Source organism: Mucilaginibacter daejeonensis (assembly GCF_020783335.1).
Classification (GTDB): Bacteria; Bacteroidota; Bacteroidia; order Sphingobacteriales; family Sphingobacteriaceae; genus Mucilaginibacter; species Mucilaginibacter daejeonensis.
In genome coordinates this window covers 2,521,390-2,546,521 of sequence record NZ_CP086068.1, presented here as the reverse complement: position 1 = coordinate 2,546,521, position 25,132 = coordinate 2,521,390, and the positions used below count along the sequence as shown (strand labels likewise).

The window sequence follows — 25,132 nt, the reverse complement described above, 5'->3', positions numbered from 1 at the left end:
TAGAAAAATGTTTGAAATGTTAGTTGCCATTTTATTGGCTATAGGATGCCCTGTGCCTCCAAATTTACCTCATGGTCCAGGAACAGTGATCACCACTCAAGGTGACGAAGATACAGGCGGCGATGATGGCCATCTTCCGCCGCCGCCACCTCCGCATCCAAAACCATAATCCCTATGTGGTCCCTTCGTAAGGCAAGCTTAAACTTGCCTTACTTTATTTTCCACAGTTCTGTTTCTCCGCTTAGTATTTATTATCTTAGGAACAAAGTTCCCCCTCTTGAGATTATTGTTCCTAATTATAAGCAGCTTACTACTAACGATGTTCTCCTGCCAGAAGAAAGCGACACCGTTACCTGCTTCCGATTATAGAAATTACGATAAAGCTTATGCTTTTCTAAGTACCGATCAGGATTCAGCATTTTATTATTTCAACAAGGTGGTCACCGAATCGCCCGACAGCCAACAGGTCGCGCTCGCTTACACTACGATGGCGATGTTGCAAAGTGACGCCGGGGACCATTTCGGTTGCCAGGAAAGCCTTACCTCTTCTTTGAGGTATTTAAATGCCCGGGATGCCAAGGGTCGGAACGATTTAGCGAATAATTACAATGAGCTGGGTATGTCATCCACCAAGTTACGGAACTACACGGATGCTATCAGCTATTATGATCAAGCGCTTTCGACGAACAAAGACCCCGCCTTCGTCCCTACCATTCTGAACAACCAGGGCAATGCTTACCGGCACAAAAGGAAATATGCCCAAGCACTAAAGTTGTACCAAATGGCTATCAGATCCAAAGGGACTACCGCTAAAGTTCAAGCCCGGATACTGACCAATATGGCGACCACCCAATGGCTCTGCGACCCAACCTATCCTGCTGCCCCGGAGCTGCGCCGGGCTTTGGCCATCCGGCAACATGAAAACGATCTTTGGGGACAGAATTCCAGTTATGCTCATTTAGCTGATTACTATATGAATTCAATGCCTGACTCTGCGCTTGATTATGCAGGTCGTATGTATAGCATAGCGCAGCGGTTGCACAGCGCCGACGATCAGCTCGAAGCGCTGCAAAAGTTGATCAAGGTTAGTCCGCCTCAACTAACTAAAATATATTTTACCCGCTATGATCAGCTGAATGATAGCTTACAGACCGTAAGGAACGCTGCAAAGAATCAATTCGCGTTGATTCGTTACAACACAGAAAGGCACAAAGCGGATAAACTCAGGCTACAAAAAGAAAATTCTGAAAAGAATTATCAAATAGCGAAGCAATGGGCGGCAATATTCATTATACTGACCATGGCAATTGCGGGAGTCATCATTTTCTCGCAACGTTCCCGTAGAAAACAAGTGGAGACCGAAGCGAAGGCCAAACAGGATCTGCAGGAATATCAACTTAGTACCTCGAAGAAGATTCACGATGTCGTGGCTAACGGGCTCTATCAAGTAATGGCTGAGATCGAACATCAGCCAGAGTTGGACAAAGAGATACTTGCCACCAGGATCGATATCTTGTACAAGCAATCACGCGCGATCTCTTACAACCGCTCCTTGGAATTTAACTATCAGGATCTCGATCGAGAAATAACTGATATGCTAACCTCGTTCAGCAGCCCTAGAATGACGATCATCACTGCCGGAAATGAGGCTAACACTTGGAACTCCGTAAGAGTTCACATGTTCAATGAGATCAAAAACGTGTTGCTGGAACTTATGATCAACATGAAAAAACATAGCCGGGCTGACCGTGTGGTCCTTAGATTCCAGCGGGACACTGATCGCTTACATATCTGGTATCAAGATAACGGCGTAGGTCTACCACAACCTACGAAATTTGGGAATGGCTTGACTAATACGGGAAACCGTATCAGGACCATGAATGGTTCCATTACTTTTGGCAGCAACAATGGGGCGGGCTTACTCATTCAAATGTTTATACCCCTTGCCTAACACTTAGACCTTATGTTCAAGCGCGTTCTGATCGCCGAAGATCACCAGATGACCAGTATTTCCTTAAGAAAGATCATTAAAGATTTTTCAGAGACCGATGCGGACTACGTATATGATTGTGATGATGCTTATGCCCGTATTCAGATAGGCCTACGCAACGAAAACCCTTACGACCTGCTTGTCACTGACCTGTCTTTTGTGGATGAAGGAAATTCATCTACCATCAAAGATGGCAGAGAACTCATCCAAAAGACTCGTGCGTTGCAGCCTGTGATCAAAGTATTGATATTTTCAGGAGAGCATAAGCCTGAGATGATCCGTCCGTTATTTAATGAATTACAGATAAACGGCTATGTATGCAAAGGTAGGCAAGATTCACAGGAACTGACCGACGCCCTCAAGAAGGTTGAAGAGGGACGTATTTATATGCCATCGCAGCTAAGTGGCTCTCTAAAAAAGGGACCGGTATATCAATTTACTGCATACGATCTAATCCTTATTACTTTGCTTTCAAAAGGTGTCCGCCAAAAAGAGATCCCTACCTACCTAGAAGGGATGAGCGTACGCCCGTCAAGCCTAAGCAGCGTAGAAAAAAAATTGAATGTCATGAGAGAAGCTTTAGGCTTTACTAACAACGAGCAGTTGGTCGCATGTTGTAAAGATGCGGGCCTCCTATAAAAATCTCATAGAGCATTGAAGCCCACCCGTGGAGAACTGCGATCATTTACATAGGGCTATTTTAGTTATGGCTGCCTATGATTGTCTTATTCGTTTTCCAAACTAACCCTCAGCATTATTAATAATTTATAGGTTTACGGGAACCCGTAATTCATACTGCGACAGCTGTTTTACTTTTGGATATTCAAACAAATGCTGTTATGCCCAAATATTACGTCAATACCAATCCACAGCCCATTACAGGTGACCATGAAGTTCACAAGGAAGGCTGTTTTTATTTGCCTCTGGTGATCAGCAAGATCGACCTGGGATACCACGATACGTGCAGTACTGCAGTAACCGCTGCTAACAAGCATTATTCCAAGGCAGACGGCTGCGTTTATTGTTCCCCGGCCTGCCACAAGAGCTAGTGCAAACCCAAGATGAAATGTAGCACATTGTATAGCAACTATTTTACATGGTTATTCCTCGAGATCGGCAATCAGTGATCTACAACAAATAATTGGTCCAGTTCAATAAGATATGAAAACACTCTTTCTGTTTTTTCTGGTCAGCTTAAAGCCTTCTGCCATGGATACTGCGAAGGTCTATGTGTGTGATAGTCAATACGCAAAAAAATATCACTTGACATCTACTTGTAGGGGATTAAGCAACTGCAATTATCGAACTAAGAGAATATCGTTACGAGAAGCCAAGAAAAGCAACAAAACGGTCTGCCTTCTAGAAACATAAATTAGCAAACAAGCAGATCTAAGAGGTAAACTTTTGAAAAATGAAAGCGGACGGTTTACACCAGATAGCTCTATTAAAGCTCTTTAATTGTAGATCGTACGTGCTATATAGCTAGAACCGATAAACGCCTAAAATACTTACACCTAAACCTTATCACAAATTAATCAGACTTATGGATTTTTTACACACGCTTTTAGGCGACGATATACAAGCAGGCTTACTGATCATTCTAAACCTCATCGTCATTGAAAGCTTATTGTCGGTCGATAACGCCGCTGTACTCGCAACGATGGTCATCGATCTACCAAAAGCTAAGCGTAGCCGAGCGCTTAAGTATGGTATTGTAGGTGCATATCTAATGCGTGGTCTGTGTTTATTCCTGGCTGCCTGGCTGGTCAAGATCTGGTGGCTAAAACCCTTGGGGGGCCTTTATCTAATTTACCTAGCGGTGGATTATTTCCGCAGTAAAGGCAAGGAGGCGGAAGAGAAGCTGGAACTGACCAAAGAAAAAGGCTGGATTTATAGAGTGACGGTCGGTAGCATCGGAACTTTCTGGGCAACAGTAGCACTGATCGAACTGATGGACCTTGCATTTTCCGTTGATAATGTATTTGCTGCCGTAGCATTTACAGATAATATCAACCTCATCTATATCGGTGTTTTTATTGGCATACTAGCCATGCGATTTGTTGCACAGGCTTTTGTCAAACTCATCGAGAAGTTTCCTTTTCTGGAAAACGTAGCTTTCTTAGTTATCGGTATTCTTGGCCTAAAATTGGTACTTGCGCTTTATGCACACTATTATCCGGAAACAGCGTTGGCGCAGTCCCTAGAAGGCCGCGAAATGGATATCTATATATCCGTCTTTACTGTTGCAGTATTCATCATTCCGGTACTAACCTCTCTGCTGTTCAACATGCCGACCCGGAAAACAACTGCTGTTGTAATACCGGAAGAGGTGCAAAACGCATTGAAAAAAAACTAACCTGTATTTAACGATAATTAATATGAAGACCCTGAATAAATGCCTGGTCCTGGCCGTCTTATGTCTGACCTCCTGCAGATACGGAGATAATGATCTCTTTCCTGATCTTTATAAAACTTCAGGATTTGTAGGTACACTTAAAGCTTACAACGACTTAAAAACAGGCAGTATTCAATTGCCAAAAGGAGCACCCGCCATGTATGTCGACTTTTCGGCCGGCATGTACACGGCCTTTGGTACACCGGCCATCCGCGAACTGATGGCCCATTGCTTCAACACTCTGCTCGATAGTAAACTGGAAGTTTATAAGCTGGTTCAGGGTATGGTAACCCCTATAGCCGTATCGAACAGCACGCAACTCGGCCAGCTGGTCAACGATCCTAAACAATATTTGGACAGACGCGCACCTATACAAGCCGCTGTCGAAAAAATCGTAAACAGTGGCAATGACGCATTGCTGGTCACTGATTTTGAAGAATGGCAGGATGATAAAGAGGTAACCGCGACGGCTTACCTGAAGATCGCTTTTTCCAAATGGATCAATGCCGGTAATTCTATCACCTTTTATATTGCCGACTATAGAGAAGGTAATGTCGATAAGCATATCTACTTCACCGTTTTTACCAAAGGTAGAGCAAGTGGAGAAAGCCTTATCGACCGGCTTTCATCTGCTATGACCGTGTTACCCAACCGTTTTACGCTGTCCGCAAACCCCTACGCGATCCGAACGGATTATCCAAACGCCAGTATAGGGGGCATCTTTCAGGACAAAATGGCTCAAAGCGAGAAACAAAAGAATGTACTGGATGTGCAGTCAGATTATATTAACGGGAGTTTGAACGATCAAGCTTTTGAATACTACCCACTGGGCGTGGATTGGCAAACGATCGAACAAGTCAAAGCTGATTATGGTGACACCTTCCATGAACTTTTCCGAAAGTTGTACATAGATCTGAGTGAAGCAGATAGCTACACCAAGCCGGTTTTAGATGTAAAAACATATGCTGTGAGGGAAGATTTTGAACGCTACGCTAGATCTATTGAAGTGACGAAGCACCGTCCGCATATCATAAAGGGCAATGACGGGGAGAATAAGATCGCTGAAGGAGAACAAGATCCAGTAGCTTTAACCTGTTACGAACCGGATGGCACGGTAAAAGCCTCATTTCGTTACCATCCTGATGATCGTCCTGCACTAGGCGGTATGTTCATATTGAATACGGCCCTTTTAAAAAACACTCAAGCTACCGATATTAAAAATACGGAGATCGGTGTTGCCTTTGCCCCGGCTTTTAAGGCCGCTCATATACCTGACCCCAAAGGGCTTATTCGGATCGATCTGGTCGTTCGCGAAGTCACTCCAAATACTGGCAATCCTGTACTCAGCAAATTCAAATGGGTCAATGCCGAAGGCGTGATCAACAGTGCCCTGTTCGAGTCGGTCAAAAGTGCCCTTGAAGATGCCAGACCCCACAACAGAACGATTTACACCTACTATATCAAAACTACTGAACAATAAGATCATGCAAAATACAACAGCCTACGTACTCGGAGGGATGACCACACTGGTACTTTTACTCACAGCCTCACTCATCGCTAATGCGATCAATTTTGAACAGGGAAGCCGGCCCAAAGACCCGGCAAGAAGAAAAGCTTGGTTCTGGATACTGGCCGTGCTAAATCCGACAGTAACTTTTTTGCTGGGTTACTTTATCTTCAAACCTGAAGCAAATATCATGGTGATCAAACGGTACATCAATGCCTTGAGTCTAAGCACCGCGATAGCTTTTGTCACCTACATAGGCTTGGGCTTTCTACTTAGCAGGATCTTCAGAAACGGCAAGATAGGTCATTGGTTTTAATCATTCCTTACTATGGATAAATTATTTGTGATCGCCATCGGCGGCACCGGAATGCGCTGCCTGGAATCTTTTGTACACCTCTGTGCCATCGGTATGTTCAATAACCGCGAAGTTGAAGTACTAACGCTGGATACCGATCAAACCAACGGCAACAAAGGCAGAGTAGAAGAGCTTATTAGGCTATATAACCGCATCAAGACCTCAGATACTGCAGCGGGGGGCACACCCAATGTAGATACGTTCTTTTCAGCTAAACTGAACCTCTATCGGTTCTTTACCAACTATTCTATTAAAGGGCGGGAGAACTACCGTAACATCGCAAAACTGACCACCGGACAGCAGGAACAGCAGCGGGATAACAAATTGCTGTCGGATCTTTTCCTGGATGAACACACCGTGCAGGGATTTAACCTGGCCCATGGCTATCGGGCCCAAACACATTTGGGCTCTTTACTCATGTACCATGGTATCATGGAGGCAGCTAGAAATGTTGCTGCAGGTATGCAAGTACAACCCCAGGAAAGAGAACTTGAACAGTTTATGTCAAAACTGGAGCAGGCTGGAGAGGCAGCGCGGGTATTCATTTTCGGATCTGTATTTGGCGGCACCGGCGCGTCATCTATTCCCGTGCTTCCGCGAGCGTTGAAAGACTTTGTGGAGATCCGTTCCAGAGGCGCATCAAGTATAGACCTGACGAAGACAAAATTCGGGGCCACACTTCTGACAGAATATTTCACTTTCAGGAAGCCTGATGATAAGCAACGAATTAATCGGGAAGACAGCGTGATCGCTGATGCATCGTACTTTCCGCTTAACAGCCAGGCTGCCCTCCAATTCTATCACAGTGATACCACCGTTCAGCGCTCATATAAGTTATTGTACCATATTGGGTGGCCGGTTGAAAGCAAAAAAGCAGATGAGGGCCAAAGTTCCAACAAAACGATCACAGGTGGCGCGGACCAAAAGAATGCCTGCCACATTACCGAATTAGTGGCTGCCTGTGCGGCATACGATTTCTTTAATCGAAGTTCTCTGCTAGACGGAACTAAGGCTGAGTACCTGTACAAAGCCGTTCCATTCGCCAATCAGGCATTCACCTTTACTGCGGAAGATCTGGTAGGCAGCAGTGATCGCGCCGGCGAAGTGTTGGCCAACAAAATGGGCGCCTTCTTCTCTCTGGCACATATTTCTCTCTCGGCCAATGGAGGGGCAATGGGTGATGCCGGGATCAAGGCTTTCATTGATCTTCTGCATAGAAATAAAATTGATCAGTACAGCAGCATTGACGATTCTGCCTGTACTGCAATTAATGATTACCTGAAATATTTTGCGTACACGTTCGACCGCGATAAATTTATACCCGGGTGGCTTTACCAGATCAGGAATAGTATTGCTCCCGGTAATTTTTTGTTTAACAGCAAAGCATTCTCTGATAACCACAGCGAGCTTCATAAGCTGGATGTTGGGACATTGTTCACTGATGCCAGATATCACTGGCCTAAGAGTCTGCTTAGCAGCCGTTATGATACGTTTGTAAAAAAGCTGATCGAATCTGCGCCTTCGGCTGAGCAACAGGTGCATACGACGAAGGAAAGATTTCTTGCGCACCTCTACAATGCGATCACCATTTCTCAGGGCTTTCAACCTAATCCGACCAAATCATGAGTAATACCCTTAAGGCGCTTGTCATTAAAGTAAGATCGGCGACAGAGCCGCAAGGCGTCGCCCATGCATGGGATAAAATACCCCAGCTGGAAACCTTCACTAAGCACATTATCATACCAGAGATCAAAACTGATCAATCGGGTACCTCTTCAGCCAATATTGGGTCGGTCGTATCGGGCATGCCTACTGTTTTCGCTCGTGCAGGCATGTTCGAGCATGCTTTCAATGCTATTCAGGACAAAGACGCCGAAGCCTTTGGCCTTTTAGCTTTTTACAAGACCCTGTTGGAAGAGTGGAAAGGACTCATCAGTTGTCTCGCGCTCAACTACAAGGATATTGCCATCCAGCGCGTAGATCTAGCTTATTCTGACGGCTTATCCATTGCAGAGACCATAAATCTCTACGAACCCAAAGGAGCTTTCGGTAATGCTCTATTTGAACGTAAGCCGCTATGGTGCGACCAGCAACTGGCCGACAACACCCCGAAAATTCCTTTTTTAGATGTCATTTCATATAAAGGACAGGTGATAGGTGGAACCTCGCCGGATTGTTTCCTCTTTACATCGGTTGCCTATCAGTTGAAAGACCGGCTTCCATTTATCCAGGTGGGTACTGGCCGGCTGACCGATCCGCTAAGTTCAGATCTCAAACCTGAGGAACTTTATAAGATCTACGGTTATGCTGCGCATATCCACAACCAGATCGAATCATTCCGGACCCAGTTCAGTTCATTGCCAGAAGATCTACGCCCTGATTACAGCAATATCGCCGCTGCGATCCGCAGTTGGATGAACGACATGGTGGCGTATCAACAACGAAGAAACTTTGGCAGACTGGAACATCAAACCCCGCCTGAAGTTGGCAGTCTCTTTTTGCAGCCTTTTGCCAGGTTATTTAATTACTCTACTGTTCTATACGGGTCAGAAGGCGTGATCTCTACCGATGCGACCTCTGATGCGAGTATTGCATTTGATCCCAAAGATCTGCTTTTACCGGATGCTACAGAAATCGTACAGTTCGACTTTGGCAAGAGCGGCGTTACGTCCAGGCATTACCTGCATGACAAGCCTATTCTTCTGCTCAGCGCGGAAACTAAAGGACAACCGAACGCTTACGCTTATTTCTCGCTACCGCTAACGCCACTGGCACTGAACGTATTTGGCGCAAACCTAGAATCCTTGATCGGATTGACCGATGCCACCCATGTGCGCTCCAGGATCAGTGCTATTTATGATCCGGGCCAGCTGGATGGAGAGAAGCTGATCGTACAGATGAAACTGATCACGGATGCTGGTAATGAGATCACCAAACAGGTAGTTTATCCCGTCATCAGGGATACGATCAGGGGACGGGATATCCTGCTATGGCCTAACTTTATTTCCAAACAATGGGGGCGCTACTTCCTGTACTCCGAATTGCCACATAACGATTCAAAATTTCAGGCAAGTCCGTTTATCGGAAACGTCCGGGACGACTTCTTCCGGATCTTGCTGGACGATCAGGATCAACCTCTTTATCTGGCGAACAAAGGCAGGGTGCTGACGACAGATGCCACTAAAGGCTTGGATATTAAGCTCCATGTTGCTTCCAATAACGCGGTTGCAGACAACAAGTATAAATACGAAATCTACGAAAGCAATCAACCCTTTAAAGGCATTCGTTTCTCTCATGCAGGATCAGAATGTGGTTTTGGCATCATCCGATACACCGGTACGGTCAACAGCCAAACTATTCCGGTAAATATGCTCAATAGCATGCGTAATCTTGCCCCGGCATATTTAGGTGTAGATTTCGGCAGTACCAATACTTCGGTGGCCTATTGGTCAGCCAGTACCGGAAAGGTCTGTGAAGAATTACGGCTGAGTAACAAGCGGATCTCGCTACTAGGTAACGATAACAAAAATAATGACGAACGCCCGGCGGTCGAAGACGAGATCTTTTTCTTTCAGAACGACGAGATCCTAACCAACTCGATAAAATCTGTGCTGACCATACATGACACCAGACGCGTGGTCAATGATAGCGGCCTGCTACAAGAATCGTTGTTGGCACAAGCGGTCAAAGGAGGATTCCCATGTTTTGAAAAAAATTTACCGATCAACACGGCTGAGGACCACCGCTACTTTTTGAGTTACAACCGTGTCGGCAGCGCCGAACTGGTGTATAATATGAAATGGTCGGCACGCAGCCTGGATAAAAGCTATAAAACGGCATATCTGAGTTCCCTGCTATTGCATATCTACGCGCAGCTGTTCGTCGATAATCACGAACCTTATACGCTGAAATGGTCCTATCCCTCTTCCATGGGTAAGGACCTGCTAAGCGAATACCGGGCAATATGGGATTCATTGATCAGTATCAATCCTTTGAACAGCCCGGTTAAGCTGAAAACCCGTAGGCCGTCTGATCTGGGTGATATCGGGCAGACGGATACGCCGAGCTGGACGACCGGCCAAACCAGCGGCTGGTCAGCAAGCGAAACTAGCGGTCAGACATCCGCTTGGGGGGAACGATCGGCCAATTCCTGGTCGATACCAGCATTGGTTCCTCCTCAGGAGAACGGCTGGGGAACACCCAAAACCACCATACCGGCCGAAGTAAATATCCGTACTGATAACGGTCCCTTCAACTTTGATTTTGAAACGCTAAATGATGACGAATCGCTTTCAGAAGCGTGTGCGGTCGCCAATTACATGTTGCGCCCCAACGATGGTTATGCGGTCAGCCAGGGGGAGTTACTGCTTTGTTTTGACATTGGTGGCAGTACTACGGATATCACCGTACTATCCGATCTAGGGAATGGCAAGGCAATGATCAAACAAAATTCGATCCGGTTCGCTGCCGAGCGCTTAGCTCAGGCCACCAAGCACTCGGCTAATTTCAAGCGCGTACTGCTTATTATGTGCGAGCAGAAAAAGATCAGCATCCAGGGACTCAATACTGGCGAGGACAAGTTTTCGACCAATACCGCTCCCTATTATTTCGAGCAAGTGGTCGATCGATTGGAGGACACAGATTTTGATGTATTCTACCGGCTTATTGCTGCCGAATGTAAGGAAATGATGAGCATCAATCTATACATTACCGGGCTTATCATGTTCTATGCCGGACAGTTGGTCCACAAGCTGCGTACGGTTATCGTCGAAGCGAATGGTACTAGTCCGCTGGTCAAGGCCACCCCACCAAAAGTCAGGATAGCATTCGCAGGAAAGGGAGCACGCATGTTCGACTGGTTCAGCGCCGTGGACGAAAGAGCAGCCAGCGATTATTACACCCAGATGTTCCTGCGTGGTATTGGCGGGGAAGCGGTGGCCAGACAAACGATCGTCCCCGTGTCTCTGAATCCTTTCCAGATCATTGACATCAATTCGCAAAGAAAACATAATAATGCTGATGTTAAATATGAAGTGTCCAAAGGACTTGCTATTCCTACCGGCCAGACCCGTATCCTGGTACCCAAAAATAAGCAGGCTATCGAGATTTTAGGGGAGGAGAATTTTTGTATAGTCAAACCGGGCGGGCAGGTTGAACGGCTTTTATCAACTAACTCCATTCTACCGGAGATGATCGAACATATCGGCTCCCACTTCCTCTACCAAGTAGAACCAGGCAAAGACCCTTGCCCACGCTTTATGGATTTCGCCGATCTATTTTACAAAGTAAGCTCATCGATGTTCGGTCTAAAGATGACACCAGCGGATTTCATAAAGGGTTTTCAAGATATGAACATTGAAAATTATATCAAGTCTATCCCTGAATTTATTTCGGCACAAAACCGGACTCGGCAGGAACAGAAAAAATTTGATTATGTCGCACCTGTCATTATCCTGGAAGGCATGAAGTTTTTTGAAAAACATTTGTTAGCCGGCATCAAAGCGAATTGAGAATGCAGTACGGTATCGTCATACGGATCTCCAAACGCGCTGTTACCACCTGGTACCGGACCGAGGGTAAGCAACATGCACCCCTGTTGCTAAAAGGCATTCATGATGTGCCCCTTTACTTTTACGTCAGGGATAACCAATTTGATCTCGGTGCAGCTGCGAAAGAACGATTTTTCCAAAATGACCCAGATGCTTTTGGCAACTATTTTGAACTGATCAAAGATCCTAGCAGGCACTTTACCCTCCACGGTAGTTCCAAAAGGGTTAAGCAACTGCTGTACTACGGTATAGAGCAGCTGCTGGCGTACTTTTTAAATTCTGTGTTGTATAAAAGCGATTCCATCGAATCGTACCGGGCCAATCTGCCGCTGGCCTTTGTATTTGAGCCTGATCTGGACATTCCAGAACAAACGCTGATCGCTGAGATGTTCACAGAGGCTGGCTACGGCAATATAGCTATACTGCAATACAATCAGGCCTTGGTCGAGTACCTTCAACATGCAAATCCAAACCGTGCGATATTACTGTTGACAGGACTAAATGACACGCTTTATCTTGAAGTGTATTCTAAAGGTGCGGATGCCGCCCCAAAAGTGCAGGCGATCCAGGGACAGGGTGCTGATCCCCGTATCAGGATACTATCTGAAATGATAGTAGATTATATTGTAGAACAAAATCCTTATCTGCAACTGAATTTATCCAAAGAGATCAGCGCATTATTGCCTTTTAGCTCTGGTTTGCTGTCAGCGGATCAAATGATCATGAGCGGCGATGCTGAATTGAACAACGGTGATCGTTACTGGTTCAGGGTTCCGCTCAAAAGCGTCGAAGAGCGCCTGCAATACCACACGGGAGACCTCATGGTCACTACGGCGATCACTGAGCTGTTGCTACAGGCGGCCCTTGAACCGGAACAGGTGAGCGTGGTGCTGGTTAATGAACAGATACAGACGCCTTATTTTTCGGAGCGTTTGCTTAAAGCTTACCCGCATTTGATCAGTATCACTTCTCAGGATAAAGAGGTGACCATGCAACAGATTTTTGACCAAATAGATCAGGTCAAGAAGATCCATAAACCCATAGTGCCGCCTAGGCTGCCTCCATTACCGCCATCGGCGGTGAAGCCGTCCCTTCCCGTGCCGAAGAAGCCAATGATCACCGCCCCACCGCCATTACCAACAAAATCAAATACACCTAGATCCATACCGCCGCCGCCATTACCGGCGCCTAAAAAAAAAACATAGACCTATGGCTATTCAATTAAAAAAGAAATCTCCGCTATCCCTGGAAAAGCAAAGACCAGGGCTTCACCGCATCACCGCGGGCCTTGCCTGGGATACGGCTAAAGTCAACGGCTTTCCAGTAGATCTAGACCTTTCCATATTTCTCCTGGGTGCTGACGGCAAACTGGGCAGGGATGAAAATTTTGTATTTTATAACAATCCTGCCAGTCCCGATGGTGCCGTGATCTACCCGGGTGACAGCCGGGACGGGGCAGGCGAAGGGGACGATGAAGCAATTCATGTCGAGTTGAGTAAAATAGACACGAACGTGGAGTTCCTATACCTAGCGGTCACTATCGACGCATCAGAAGAACGGCAGCATCATTTTGGTCATGTGAAGAATGCGTCCATTTATATCCGCAATACGGATGACGACACTGTGCTGTGCGAGTACGCCTTAAATGAACATTTCAGCAAGGAGGATTCATTGGTCGTCGCCTCTATTTCACGGAGCGGCGGATTTTGGGAAGTAGAAGCATTGGGACAGGCCTTTAACGGAGGACTAGCCACGCTCGTCGACCTTTATCAGTAAACTTAATTTATATATGTATGGCTTTCAATTTAAGTAAAGGGGAACGCTTCTCCTTATCCAAAGCAGCCCCGGGCTTATCCCGGGTAAAGATCGGTATGGGCTGGCATCCGAACGACCAGCCTGGTGGCCCGGAGTTCGATCTGGATGTCTCCGCTTTCGCCATCGGCGCGAATTTTAAGATCCCGTCAGATTCTTACTTCGTTTTCTATGGTCAGGTACGCATGGGCAACTGCGTGAAAGATGCTGTTGAAACGAGCTTAGACCGCCCGGTCACTGAGGACGGCGCTATCCTTGGTGCCATTGATGATCCGGACGGCAAACGCAGTGACGGAGAAGATGATGAGGATATGTTCATCGACCTGTCCAAGGTCGATCAAAGGATCGAACAGATCATTATTTGTTGTTCCATCTGCAAGTATCCGAATGACAACAAAAAAGACCGCAGAACAATGAACCTAAATTTCGGACAGGTCGACGATTGCTATATCCGCATCGTCAATGAAAACACCGGCGAAGAAATCACCCGCTATGAACTCAAAGAACACTACACGAACGAGGACGCTGTCGAATTCGGTCGGCTATACCGTGCAGGTACAGCCTGGGAGTTCGAAGCCATGGGCAGGGCCCATACCGGCAGTTTGCAGACCTTAGTTGATATGTATACCTAAATTAAAGACCCATGGCATTTGATCTACAAAAAAATGAAGAGTCGACCGACTCTCCTAAACGTCCCGGTTTTGATCTGTCCAAGAACGATGATCAGCCCATGACGGAACTAAGCAAAAAGCAGCCTTACTGGATTTATGCAGCACTGACGCTGCTGATCGCCGGCGGGGTCGCCTGGTATTTTCTTCAGAGACCCGGCACAAGTTCTGCTTTGAGCAAGAACACTACCCTGATGGCGGATAAAACGCTTAGAAATTCAGCAACTGATGGATCACCTGCGACGGCAGCAGTTGATGCTTCAAGCAGTAAAACTGACCCTGTAGCCGAAGCGCCTTCCGCTCCATCCGAGCCGGCAATAGCAAAAAGTGATCAGAAGGCGGTTCAGTCAGCTGATCAAGTCAAAGGCCCCAATACTATTGCGCCACGCATTGCGGCCGTCTTCTCGGCAGGATCTTCTGTTCCTCGATCCCCTGCCAAAACTGTCATATCGCAGTTCAAGCGCCAGCTACAAGCAGATCCGGCGTTAAGGGTTTATGTTTGGGGTTATGCGAGCAGCGAAGGGGACGCTGCTTATAATCAGGTGATTTCGCAAGCCAGAGCTGATGCCTATAAAGCCTATCTCATCAGTAAAGGTGTCTCCGCTTCGCAAATCGTTGCGGAGGGTAAAGGTATCAATGATCCGATCGCCACCAACCGTACAGAAGCTGGCCGAAGGAAAAACAGGCGCGTGGAAGTGCAGTACACGAATTGATCCTAAATCAATATGGCAGAGCCCGTACAAATATCCTGTATCCGTAATACGTACAGGTCCAGCGGCCATTAGCGCATACAACGTGTGGGAGGCCTGCTTAGAGGCTCCAGGTGGATGTTATCCTTGCCCAAAGCGATTCTGTGTATAGAGCAGGGTCAGTATAACTTTTACATCAGCGTGAACGGGCCTGTGCGCAAAATTATTCTGGCATTACGTCACGGGAATAAGTATTTGAGAACCGAAGCTGACCGGGACACGCCTGATAATTTGCTGAGTTTGCCTGAATGCCCGGTGGTATCCGACTCATAATTTTAAGCACCTGATCGATCTGTAATAAAAACGCAACTAAACCTTAACCGAATTACATAACTATGGATTTTAAAGATTCAATTTTACAATTTGCTGCGCGGGTTGATAAACTCTGTCCGCAAATACAAACCGAAGAAGCGACGAAAAATGCTTTGATCATGCCGTTCATTCAACTGCTGGGCTATGACGTATTCAACCCCTTTGAGGTCAGCCCGGAATTTATAGCGGACATCGGTATCAAGAAGGGAGAGAAGGTAGATTATGCCATTTTAAGTGAAGGCAAACCTATACTGCTCATCGAATGCAAGCATTATACACAGGACCTCAATCCGCATAATTCCCAGCTGTTCCGCTATTTTCATACCACGGAGGCCAAATTCAGCCTGCTTACCAACGGCGTGGAGTATCGTTTTTACACTGACCTGGTCACGCCTAATAAAATGGATGACAAACCCTTCTTTGAATTCAAGATCACGGATATTAAAGAGAACGAGATCGGGGAACTGAAAAAATTTCATAAATCCTATTTCAACGTCGACAATATCACCAATACGGCCAGTGAGCTAAAATTCTTGAACCAGATCAAGCATCACTTGCACCAGGACTTTTCCGAACCCACGGATGATTTCGTACGGTATTTCGCCAAGAAAGTATACCCAAGTGCCATGACTCAAAAGGTATTAGAGCAATTCAAATCCATTACAAAAACAGCTTGTGCATTGTACGTGAGCGAGATCATCAATGAAAAGCTGAAAACCGTACTACAAGTGGACACGCTACCGGAAACGATTCAGGAAAAGCCCACCCAGACGGCGGCTGTAGCACCGGAAGCTGATGATAAGATCATCACCACACCCGAAGAGATCATGGGGCATATGATCGTGAAGTCTATTCTTGCCGAGGTCATTGATACTAAAAGGGTCGTGATGCGAGATGCCCAGTCCTACTGCGCCATCCTCCTGGATGATAACAACCGCAAGCCGATCTGCCGCTTCTACTTTAACACCAAGAAGCTAAGTATAGGCATTGCCGGAGCTGATAAGAATTTTACGCGTCATGACATCTCAGCTCTGGAAGGGATATATGGATTACGAGCGCAATTTCTTGAAACGGTTAAACTTTACCTAACCTAAAATTTCATCACTGAAGGCTCATTAGCTCAATTGATTATCTTTTGAGCTACCATCAAATTATGAAGCTTCTAATATAGCCATGCAACTTCTAATCAACTATATCTAAATAGCAAAATAATATGGAATTGATGGATCAGCAAGTGATCAATGACAATAAGGATATATACACCAAGATTCAAAGTGAACTTCAAAAGGCAGAATTTGAAATACTGATTGCTACCGGCTGGTTCACGGACGAGGACCTGTATGATATCCTGATGCAAAAATTAGCAGAAGGCGTCCATATTGAAATAATCATTGCAGATAACCAGGAAAATGAAAAGCTGGACTTTGGTCGCCTACCTTTCCCTCCATTCATCTTTTTACCCTGATCTCAACGCGGTGAGCCTGATCGCCTTGGGTAATGTTCCTCTACCAAAGCAGATACGATACCTTTGCGCTCGTTATAAAAATAGGCGATTTGAGCTCATCTTTGGCAACGACCTGCTCGCCCCTTTGATCGATATCAAGATCGCCCTTGCCTTGAAGCAACAGTGGGTGACCTTCACGCTGGTCAAAGATCAAGTGGCCATCTCCTGTAACCAAGGAACCCGTCAATTTTCACTCGATCGGCTGAGCCTATCGGCATTTCAAAAGGCCTTTGGCTTGCGGACGTCCGTTAGAACAAGAAAATCGAAACGCCACACCTACTTTCTGAACGAGCTTTTAGAAAGTCATTCAATAGATGGTCTGTCAGGTGATCGATAACTATATTTTATATGAGAACACTCATTCGATTCATCTTAACTTGCATTATTTCGACCATAGCGCTTTGGAATACTATGATCATGAAGGACGATCCTTGGATCTCCTATAGTATTGCTATCGGGATCTGGGCGGTATTTTTATGGCGCGTAAATGCGAGGATCATACGTGAAAATTCACGTAGACACCTGTGAGTGATCTAGCCCATAGGTGAATTTCTCGCAAGGATCTTCAGTGATATATATCGGCCTGGCCCTGCGGGATGCAAGGTCAACGGCATTGATAAGATCAATACGGATGCCGTAAAAGTGAACGACCGAGAGGAGGCGCCCCAAGTCATTAAGTATATATTGACCTTATTGTCTTCCGATAAATGAACCACAACAATTTTTGTGACGCTGTATCTACATCTTAGACGATGTTCATGCCTGATCAAAGATCGGAGAAGAAAATAGTCTATCTATGGCTCGGGGACGGTCCGCTCTCACTAGGTCTACCTTCAGGCCTTACAGTGATCCGTTTTCTAAAAGATCAGGATCGCTCCTGTTAAGATCGTACTAGTAAAAGTGCTGACGTTCGTCATCACCTGGAAGCAATAAATATTTTCGTGATAATTGTTCATAGGTCCTTTGGAATGGATAGGGTCTCGTTGATCATCAACGTCACCGGGGGAGATGATCTGTTGATGATGACACCATTAACGAACCAGAGGGGGCAAGTGCCTGAAGATCTGGCAATGGTATATACTAAAGTATCACTTTTTAGAGCTTTTATCTTAATGATACAGGTGTCGGTCGGAAGGACCCTTGGAGCTGTGAAAGAGAAATATTTTGAAGTCTCTCTACTGACCACAGTTGGCCGTATCGGATCTGATCTATTCGAGCCATTCTTAAAGATGATCTTAATATCTGAAAGAAGATAGGTAGGTGTTGAAGAAAAGAAAAGATCCGCTCTGGTGGTCTTGTCGATCACCTTGAACTTCAAGGTCGGATAAACATACTGTCCTGTACAGGCCGTTCGTTCGCTGTTGTTTTTGGTGCATGATATAGTGAGGAAGAATACAAAGGCGAGGAGGGGGAACGATAACTTTTTCATCAATGATCATTTATAAATGGTGCATTTACCCATACCTTCCAATAGTCATTCTCGTTACAGTTGATCTATGGTTGGACGATGGTCTAAGACCCGGTACCCACTCGTACGCTACATCAACGCGGCTGTTCCGATCTGACGGAACACGCATTCAAGATCTTTAACTATCCCAAAACAAAACTGGCGATAGGCCGCTTTACCGAACATTGCCGTTACACTTCTGAACTGGTCCCATGCAGCTTCCATCTTTGTCCTTGCCCATATTACTGTTGATCTTTATTGCTGCCGCGGCCGCCATTTGGTGGGCAGGCATACGTTTATCTAAGACCACAGATGCGTTGTCCGACCGGTTCCATTTAGGTCAGGCCTTAGGGGGTACGATCATATTGGCTATAGTGACCAACTTACCCGAGATCGCCATTACGATCAGTGCTGCATTGAAAGGTAGTTTAGACCTGGCCACCGGGAACATTCTGGGTGGTATCGCGCTGCAAACATTGGTCCTGGTAGTGTTAGATGTATTTGGCTTAGGGAAAAAGGGGGCACTTACCCATGTGGCCGCGTCTATGACCTTATTGCTGGAAACGCTTGCCGTAGCAGCTGTCCTGACGTTGGTGGTGATCGGGCATCAGCTGCCTTCCAAGGTCTCCCTGTTCGGTATCTCCCCGGCAAATGTCATGATCGCTTTGGTATGGCTGGTAAGTTTGTTGCTGGTCAAAGAAGCAGGGAAGGGGTTGCCTTGGAAAAAGCAAGCCATGGGTCATGATGATCGGGTGTCGGGGGCTGGGGATCCTGAAAAGCTCCAAGAACAGCATGATCGTGGTCGATCAATAGCTAAAGTGGTAAGCCTTTTTCTCTTTTGTGCGATCTTGACCTTGGTTGCGGGCTTATTGCTTGAAATGAGCGGGGAGGCTCTCGCCAAAGAGATACATTTGGATGGTCTTGTGTTCGGAGCGACCATATTAGCCCTGGCAACTTCCCTTCCTGAGATCTCTACCGGGCTGGCCGCTATAAAGCAGGGTGACCATGAGCTTGCTGTGAGCGATATCCTGGGTGGGAATGCATTTCTGCCCGTCCTTTTTCTACTGGCCTCCGCTATCGCTGCAAAACCATCACTTCCTCAGGCACATCCGTCTGATATATACCTGACCGGCGTTGCGCTTTTGCTAACACTGATCTATAGCGTGGGCTTGATCTTTCGGTCCCCAAAACAGTACATGCGCATGGGGATAGACTCGTTGGCCGTTCTGCTCGTTTACCTGCTGAGTATAGGCGGATTGTTCCTGATCGGCAAATAACGAATACTTCGCTACCCCGAATCAAGAACTATTGATCAACATCAATGAGTCCCGTTACTGTTCACAATGGTTTTATTTCATACAACAAGGATGACCACAGTGGCACTCTTATTGTTAAAAGCAAAGAGCTGAAATGATCTCCGCGGTTTCTTTCATCGTTGATCTTAAGCTGGATTTGTAAGAATTGGTAGCCATGGATAGAAAGTATACCCGCAAAGCATCTGTGATCGTTGATAATATCCGAACTATTCGTATCCAACAGGGGCTCTCGCAAGATCAAGTCGCATCGACATTGGGGATATCACAGAACGCCTATAGCAAATTGGAATTGGGATATAGTAAATTACGTGTAGAACAGCTGATCTGTCTGTCTGACGTGTTCAACGTAGATATAAAGGTCCTGGTCAAGCCTTGATACTGCCTGCATGTCTGTTAAACAGACGCAAACCATTTATTTGATGATGGGTTGAACTGTTATGACAAGTAAGCGTACCGGTCCTATCGTCTATGCTCAGCTCTTCATGGGAATGGTCCTATTTGGGAGTGCCACACCGCTCAGTGGCCTGGTCACGAAGGTCTTTCCAGTTTTCATCGCCGGTGGCTTACGGGTGTTACTGGCTTTTTTGGTCCTTTGGCCTTTCATCGATCTCAGAAATATTCGGAAATATAAAGGCAGAGACCGGTGGCTGTTGTTCGGCATTGCGCTATTCGGAACATTGGGTTTCACAGCACTGATGTTGTACGGAATGAAGTTGGTGAGCGGGGTCACCGGCAGTGTGGTGATGAGCACGACACCAGCCGTCACGGCTATCGCTTCTATTCTTTTCTTTAAAGATCCCGTCACCTGGAAACGATCACTCGCACTGGCCCTGGCCATTGGCGGCGTACTGGTCCTACAAGTGTTCAGGGCAGATGAGGCAAATTCGGCAGGTCAGCACCCATGGTTAGGTATGATACTGATCTTTGCGGCGGTCTGCTGCGAGGTGAGTTATACACTGATGGGCAAAGCGCTTACAAAAAACTATCCTCCAGAAGAGGTCGCAGGGATCTCTGCACTTTTGGCGTTCGTCCTGTTCATTCCAATGGGGGTATGGCAATATCCAAGATTCGAGGTCTCAGGGGTGGAGCCGCAGGACTGGCTTTACCTCGTTGCCTACGGCCTGGTCACCATGGGCCTTGGTTCAGTACTGTGGTATAAAGGTATCAGCAAGGTAGAGGGAAGCATCGCCGCCTCCTTTATGGGCGTGATGCCTGTCAGCGCACTGGTCTTGTCATATGTGCTCCTGCACGAGGATTTTCAATGGATACACCTCGCCGGTTTTTCGTTGGTCTTCTGCGGGGTATTGCTCATGATCAGCGTCCATCGCGACATGGCCAGGCAGATTGAGAAAGGAGAAGATCAGAATGAATAACAATGGCCTTAAGGACAGTGTCAGCGACCATTTAGCTAATGAACGTACATTTCTGGCCTGGATCAGAACCAGTATCGCCCTCATGGGATTCGGTTTCGTTGTCGTGAAATTCTCGCTTTTCGTCCGGCAATTGTCCATAGCGGTCACCGGGCATCCATCCACGCCGGTCACAGGCTTTTCGGGAGTGATCGGGTTCTGTTTAGTTGGTGTTGGTGCTATTGCAGCTTTGATCGGTTACCTGAGATACAGGCAGGTGGAAAAGCATCTGCTCAATGCCGATTTCAGGCCGCATTCCACCTTGCTATTAACACTGACCATCGGTGTGATCGCCGGTAGTTTGCTACTGCTGTATTATTTGCTGCCGAATTTATAACTCATGATTCAAAGCTATAGTGATTTAATAATGATCTGTCAATTAACAAATTTTAATATAACGACAAATTAAGTTTGATTTTCAAACATATAGGTTGTGGAACCGTTAGGTGTTAATGGAAACATTCGCAGCTAAGGTAACAGCCCTATTGAAAGAAAAGTGTAGTCATTCAGGTCAGCTGAGCTCTTTTATGGGACAACCCGTCATAACCGTCGAACCCAAAAATGTAGGTGAATTGGAAGAGTTGCAAACAGAGATCAAGGAATTGATCGAAAGTCAATTCCCGGATCGTGATGAAGACATTATGATCACCATCAGAAGAAATGGAATGGAGGATACCGGCTTTCGGGTTTGGAAATCAAAACACACCTGAGATAAGAGAATTGAAGCTCGTCAGAATCATCAGCTCTACACATTGACATTTGGGCAACTCTAGTGATCGATCTTTCTGTGTAAAATGAACATTGATGTGTCTAAAGATCTTATTAGAAGCCTACGGTTAAATAGAAACATGGCGTAAAATGACTCATCAATTAATGTTAGTGATGATGGGTAATGAACCATGATGATACCCATGGTCGTTGTAAAAGTGATCATGGTGTTAACGAACGTACAGGGCGGGGATAGTGACCTTAATAAAACGATCCAAAAAGCATAAAGTGCCTTATTAGCATGGGGAAACACGGACTAATGATCGATATGGATGGTGTGATCTACGCCGGTGAGGACTTGATCAAGGGCGGTGACGTTTTTGTTCAGCGTTTGCTCAAGGACAGGATCAATTTTACCTTTTTATCCAATAACAGTTCCCGCAGCCGTCGGGAAGCATTGGAGAAGCTGGAAAAGCTGGGCATCAGCGGTGTTACTGAAGAACATATTTACACCAGCGCAATGGCGACTGCAACTTTCCTGAAAGAAGAATTTCCAAACTGCACTGCTTATGTATTAGGCGAAGGCGGACTCTTGAAAAGCCTGGAAAATCATGGTATTCAACTGGTAGATCAGGATCCGGATTTTGTGATCCTCGGCGAAGGCGTTGAATTCAATCTGAAGATGGTACGAACGGCTGTTGATATGATCCTGAACGGCGCCCGCTTCATTGCGACCAACAGGGACCCTTCTCCGAGGAAGGCCGGCTGGAACAATCTGGGCATTGCCGCTACCGCTGCCATGATCGAGGAAGGCTGCGGTCGCGAGGCCTTTGTCATCGGTAAACCCAGCCCTGTCATGATGCGCTCTGCTGCTGCTTACATGGGCCTGCGTCCGGAACAAACGACCGTGATCGGTGATACCATGGAAACGGATATCATCGGCGGACTTTATATGGGCTTTAAAACCATCCTGGTGTTGTCGGGTATTGCGGATCGGGAAGAGGTCGATCGCTATGCCTATAAGCCAAACCTGGTGGTGGATAGTGCCGACCAAATCGAATTACCGTTGAAGTGGTGGTCAGCATGACAAGCCGGTTACCCGAATTTGCTGATCTGCTGTCACCGCTGGATGATAGGGCCAGAGAAGCGCTTGAAACAACGATCCGAACGGTACATTTTGATAAAGGCGACCATGTATTAGCTTCGGGCCGGGTTTGTAGATATATTTATTTCATTGAGGCGGGATTGACCAAAACCTGTTTCGATAATGGGGACAAAGAGTTCATTATGCGGTTCTTTGCCGAGCACTCAATATTCACTGTGCTGGACAGTTATTTTCAGCATACGCCGTCGACATATGATATCATAGCATTGGAGCCGGCAACCATCAGTTATATTAGCAAGGCAGATATGGACGAGTTGTGTGACAGGCATCATAGCCTGGAGCGATTTTTCCGTTCCCTTGTAACAGCCGCATCGATCAACATGATGAAACGGATCAGTGAAATGCTGGAAGAGGATGCCAAACAACGTTATGATCGTTTCCTCGTTGAACAGGGTCAGCTTTTAAAGCGGATCAGCCTGGCAGACCTCGCGTCATACCTCGGTATCACGCAGGTATCGTTGAGCCGGATCAGGGCCATACGTTAGTTTTTATCATATGATAAATAATACCCGGAGGGTTATGGGCAGCTTTGCCGATGCGAACATCAAAAGTTCAACGATACAGCTTGATCATCGCAGCCATTTGCTGCATGATCTTACCCTTGATCGGCTATATCAAGATCGGCTTACCGCCGGTAATTATTGTCGGCGGTTCTGCGATCCTCGCATTGTTCCTATGGTATTTCATCTATCTAAAACGTCCGGTAGAACCAAAGGTCATGCTGCCGCTATTTGTTTTCACGGTCGCTGGTCTGCAAATTCACATTATCGAAGAATACCTGAGCGGTTTTGGGCCAGCCATGAGCCGGCTGTTCAATATCCCTTGGAGTGAGAGAAGCTTTTTGATGGTCTTTGCTTTGGTTGGGCCCACCATCTATACACTGACCACTTGGGGCTTGTATAAAAAGATACCACTTGCCGGATTCGTTGCCTGTTTTATCTTTATTGGTCCCGGCGTCGCAGAATTCACCCATTTTATTTTTCCGCTAATTAGTCCTCAACTGGAGCCGGGCAATATCAGCTCGATCAGTCGAGAGATCAAGGGTGTGCACATCGACGCGATGCCTAATTACTATTACAAGACGACAGGTGAGTATTATTTCGCCGGGATGTATACCGCCATCCTGCCGATGATACCAGGCATTTATGCGATCTGCCGATTGATCAGGAAGCGTAGCGATAGGCCTTAGTTGTGCTGAGAAGTGGGCGTTGCCTTTTGTTGGCTTGATCGGGTCACTATTCAGATCAATTTAAAACTGTCTGGAAGTTCGTTCTTGCGAACCCATCCCCAATACATCAGTTCAAAGACGCTTTGAATTGGGCCGGTGATAATTGCGTTTTGATCTTGAATAGGCGGCTGAACGATTGTGGATGCTCAAAACCCATCTGATAGGCCACCTCGCTAATGGTCAAGGTCGTTGTCGCAAGTAGATCTTTAGATCGTTCGATCAGCTGTTGATGAATGTGCTGCTGTGCGTTTAGGCCGGTGAGCGAGCGTAACATATCACTTAAATAGTTAGGCGTGTAATTCAGTCGATCCGCCAGTTGCTGCACGGTAGGCAAACCCTCAACGACCGGCCTTTCATTCTGAAAGTAGGTATTCAAGGCCGTTTCGAATTGCTGAAGCAGGTCACTCGTCGCCGCTTGCCTGGTGAGGAATTGACGCTTATAAAAGCGCTTTGCATACGTTAACAGTAGTTCTATCTGAGCGATGACCACTTCCTGACTGAGATCGTCGATACGACTGTTCAATTCCTCTTCAATGATCCCAAAAATGGTCGTAACTGTCTTTCTTTCCTGCTCAGAGAGGTGAAGGGCTTCGTTCGAGGAATAAGAAAAAAAGCCATACTGCCTGATCTTAGCAGCCAGTGGATAACCCTGTAACAGATCTTGGTGAAAGATCAGCGAATATCCCTCGTTACCTCTATAGATAGCGGTGCTGCCAACTACCTGATTGGGTGCGGTGAAGACCATACTTCCTTCATCAAAATCATAATAGCCCTGCCCGTATCTGAACTTACCGCCTAAATTTTCGATGAAGGAGATCTTATACAGAGTGGTCACATAACTGACCGGTAAGCGGCTCAGGTCGATCCGTTCATCGCGTGTGTCAAAAAGCGTGATCAAGGGATGCCTGGGACCCGGCAGATCCAACATGCGGTGTACTTCTCTGATCGATCCTATTTTCGGGATCTTTGGCTTGTCCATTTCGATGATCAATAATAATGAATATGACCGGTACCTGTT

The 25,132-nt window shown here is 46.4% G+C and carries 25 protein-coding genes; 23 read left to right on the top strand and 2 right to left on the bottom strand.

Translation table 11 applies throughout. The features are described 5' to 3' along the window. Positions 1–319: 319 nt before the first annotated feature. From LLH06_RS10750 to LLH06_RS10685, 15 genes are all read left to right on the top strand, one after another. Positions 320–1,951 (top strand): tetratricopeptide repeat-containing sensor histidine kinase, encoded by a 1,632-nt coding sequence (locus LLH06_RS10750; protein ID WP_228169294.1) that lies wholly within the window; start codon positions 320–322, stop codon positions 1,949–1,951. Between the two features lie 12 nt (positions 1,952–1,963). Further along, a complete protein-coding gene (locus LLH06_RS10745; protein ID WP_228169293.1) occupies positions 1,964–2,629 on the top strand; it encodes a response regulator in 666 nt (221 codons plus the stop codon). Positions 2,630–3,533: 904 nt separating this feature from the next. Beyond that, on the top strand, positions 3,534–4,346 hold the full coding sequence (locus LLH06_RS10740) for a DUF475 domain-containing protein (protein ID WP_228169292.1): 813 nt from the start codon (positions 3,534–3,536) through the stop codon (positions 4,344–4,346). Positions 4,347–4,368: 22 nt separating this feature from the next. Continuing rightward, complete coding sequence (locus LLH06_RS10735) at positions 4,369–5,865, top strand: hypothetical protein (protein WP_228169291.1); 1,497 nt, start codon at positions 4,369–4,371, stop codon at positions 5,863–5,865. A 4-nt stretch (positions 5,866–5,869) separates the two neighbouring features. Further along, positions 5,870–6,208 (top strand): hypothetical protein, encoded by a 339-nt coding sequence (locus tag LLH06_RS10730; RefSeq protein ID WP_228169290.1) that lies wholly within the window; start codon positions 5,870–5,872, stop codon positions 6,206–6,208. Between the two features lie 12 nt (positions 6,209–6,220). Beyond that, entirely contained in the window at positions 6,221–7,873 is a 1,653-nt protein-coding gene (locus LLH06_RS10725; protein ID WP_228169289.1) for an FtsZ/tubulin family protein, read from the top strand. Further along, positions 7,870–11,757, top strand: a complete 3,888-nt coding sequence (locus LLH06_RS10720; RefSeq protein WP_228169288.1) for an acetate and sugar kinases/Hsc70/actin family protein — start codon at positions 7,870–7,872, stop codon at positions 11,755–11,757. The genes LLH06_RS10725 and LLH06_RS10720 overlap by 4 nt, the downstream gene beginning before the upstream one ends. A 2-nt stretch (positions 11,758–11,759) precedes the next feature. Continuing rightward, positions 11,760–13,001: a hypothetical protein gene (locus LLH06_RS10715; RefSeq protein ID WP_228169287.1), complete on the top strand. Its 1,242-nt coding sequence runs from the start codon at positions 11,760–11,762 to the stop codon at positions 12,999–13,001. A gap of 4 nt (positions 13,002–13,005) precedes the next feature. After that, positions 13,006–13,572 carry a TerD family protein gene (locus tag LLH06_RS10710; protein WP_228169286.1) on the top strand — a complete coding sequence of 189 codons (567 nt, stop codon included), beginning with the start codon at positions 13,006–13,008 and terminating at the stop codon, positions 13,570–13,572. A gap of 17 nt (positions 13,573–13,589) precedes the next feature. After that, positions 13,590–14,240 carry a TerD family protein gene (locus LLH06_RS10705; protein WP_228169285.1) on the top strand — a complete coding sequence of 217 codons (651 nt, stop codon included), beginning with the start codon at positions 13,590–13,592 and terminating at the stop codon, positions 14,238–14,240. 11 nt (positions 14,241–14,251) lie between these two features. Next, positions 14,252–14,989 (top strand): OmpA family protein, encoded by a 738-nt coding sequence (locus tag LLH06_RS10700; RefSeq protein WP_228169284.1) that lies wholly within the window; start codon positions 14,252–14,254, stop codon positions 14,987–14,989. A gap of 84 nt (positions 14,990–15,073) precedes the next feature. Further along, positions 15,074–15,298, top strand: coding sequence for a DUF3892 domain-containing protein (locus tag LLH06_RS20795; protein ID WP_394800277.1), 225 nt, complete (start codon positions 15,074–15,076; stop codon positions 15,296–15,298). A 62-nt stretch (positions 15,299–15,360) separates the two neighbouring features. After that, positions 15,361–16,431, top strand: coding sequence for a type I restriction endonuclease (locus LLH06_RS10695; RefSeq protein WP_228169283.1), 1,071 nt, complete (start codon positions 15,361–15,363; stop codon positions 16,429–16,431). A 119-nt stretch (positions 16,432–16,550) separates the two neighbouring features. Continuing rightward, a complete protein-coding gene (locus tag LLH06_RS10690; RefSeq protein WP_228169282.1) occupies positions 16,551–16,802 on the top strand; it encodes a phospholipase D-like domain-containing protein in 252 nt (83 codons plus the stop codon). After that, positions 16,747–17,178, top strand: a complete 432-nt coding sequence (locus LLH06_RS10685; RefSeq protein ID WP_228169281.1) for a hypothetical protein — start codon at positions 16,747–16,749, stop codon at positions 17,176–17,178. The genes LLH06_RS10690 and LLH06_RS10685 overlap by 56 nt, the downstream gene beginning before the upstream one ends. 615 nt (positions 17,179–17,793) lie before the next feature. Here the strand turns inward: LLH06_RS10685 and LLH06_RS10680 are convergent. After that, entirely contained in the window at positions 17,794–18,270 is a 477-nt protein-coding gene (locus LLH06_RS10680) for a hypothetical protein (protein WP_228169280.1), read from the bottom strand. Between the two features lie 230 nt (positions 18,271–18,500). Here LLH06_RS10680 and LLH06_RS10675 point away from each other — a divergent pair, with 230 nt between their 5' ends. The 8 genes from LLH06_RS10675 to LLH06_RS10640 all read left to right on the top strand — a co-directional run bounded on the left by LLH06_RS10675 (position 18,501) and on the right by LLH06_RS10640 (position 24,075). Further along, complete coding sequence (locus LLH06_RS10675; RefSeq protein WP_228169279.1) at positions 18,501–19,565, top strand: sodium:calcium antiporter; 1,065 nt, start codon at positions 18,501–18,503, stop codon at positions 19,563–19,565. 193 nt (positions 19,566–19,758) lie between these two features. Then, positions 19,759–19,980: a helix-turn-helix domain-containing protein gene (locus LLH06_RS10670; RefSeq protein ID WP_228169278.1), complete on the top strand. Its 222-nt coding sequence runs from the start codon at positions 19,759–19,761 to the stop codon at positions 19,978–19,980. 61 nt (positions 19,981–20,041) lie between these two features. Beyond that, positions 20,042–20,977, top strand: coding sequence for a DMT family transporter (locus LLH06_RS10665; RefSeq protein ID WP_228169277.1), 936 nt, complete (start codon positions 20,042–20,044; stop codon positions 20,975–20,977). After that, entirely contained in the window at positions 20,970–21,350 is a 381-nt protein-coding gene (locus LLH06_RS10660) for a YidH family protein (protein WP_228169276.1), read from the top strand. Before LLH06_RS10665 ends, LLH06_RS10660 begins: the two co-directional genes overlap by 8 nt. A 115-nt stretch (positions 21,351–21,465) precedes the next feature. Continuing rightward, on the top strand, positions 21,466–21,723 hold the full coding sequence (locus LLH06_RS10655; protein ID WP_228169275.1) for a hypothetical protein: 258 nt from the start codon (positions 21,466–21,468) through the stop codon (positions 21,721–21,723). Positions 21,724–22,049: 326 nt separating this feature from the next. Continuing rightward, positions 22,050–22,808, top strand: coding sequence for an HAD-IIA family hydrolase (locus LLH06_RS10650; RefSeq protein ID WP_262909311.1), 759 nt, complete (start codon positions 22,050–22,052; stop codon positions 22,806–22,808). Continuing rightward, positions 22,805–23,371 (top strand): Crp/Fnr family transcriptional regulator, encoded by a 567-nt coding sequence (locus LLH06_RS10645; RefSeq protein WP_228169273.1) that lies wholly within the window; start codon positions 22,805–22,807, stop codon positions 23,369–23,371. Before LLH06_RS10650 ends, LLH06_RS10645 begins: the two co-directional genes overlap by 4 nt. A gap of 104 nt (positions 23,372–23,475) precedes the next feature. After that, positions 23,476–24,075 (top strand): hypothetical protein, encoded by a 600-nt coding sequence (locus tag LLH06_RS10640; protein WP_228169272.1) that lies wholly within the window; start codon positions 23,476–23,478, stop codon positions 24,073–24,075. A 106-nt stretch (positions 24,076–24,181) separates the two neighbouring features. Here LLH06_RS10640 and LLH06_RS10635 read toward each other — a convergent pair whose 3' ends face one another. Further along, a complete protein-coding gene (locus tag LLH06_RS10635) occupies positions 24,182–25,093 on the bottom strand; it encodes a helix-turn-helix domain-containing protein (RefSeq protein ID WP_228169271.1) in 912 nt (303 codons plus the stop codon). Positions 25,094–25,132 lie beyond the last annotated feature (39 nt).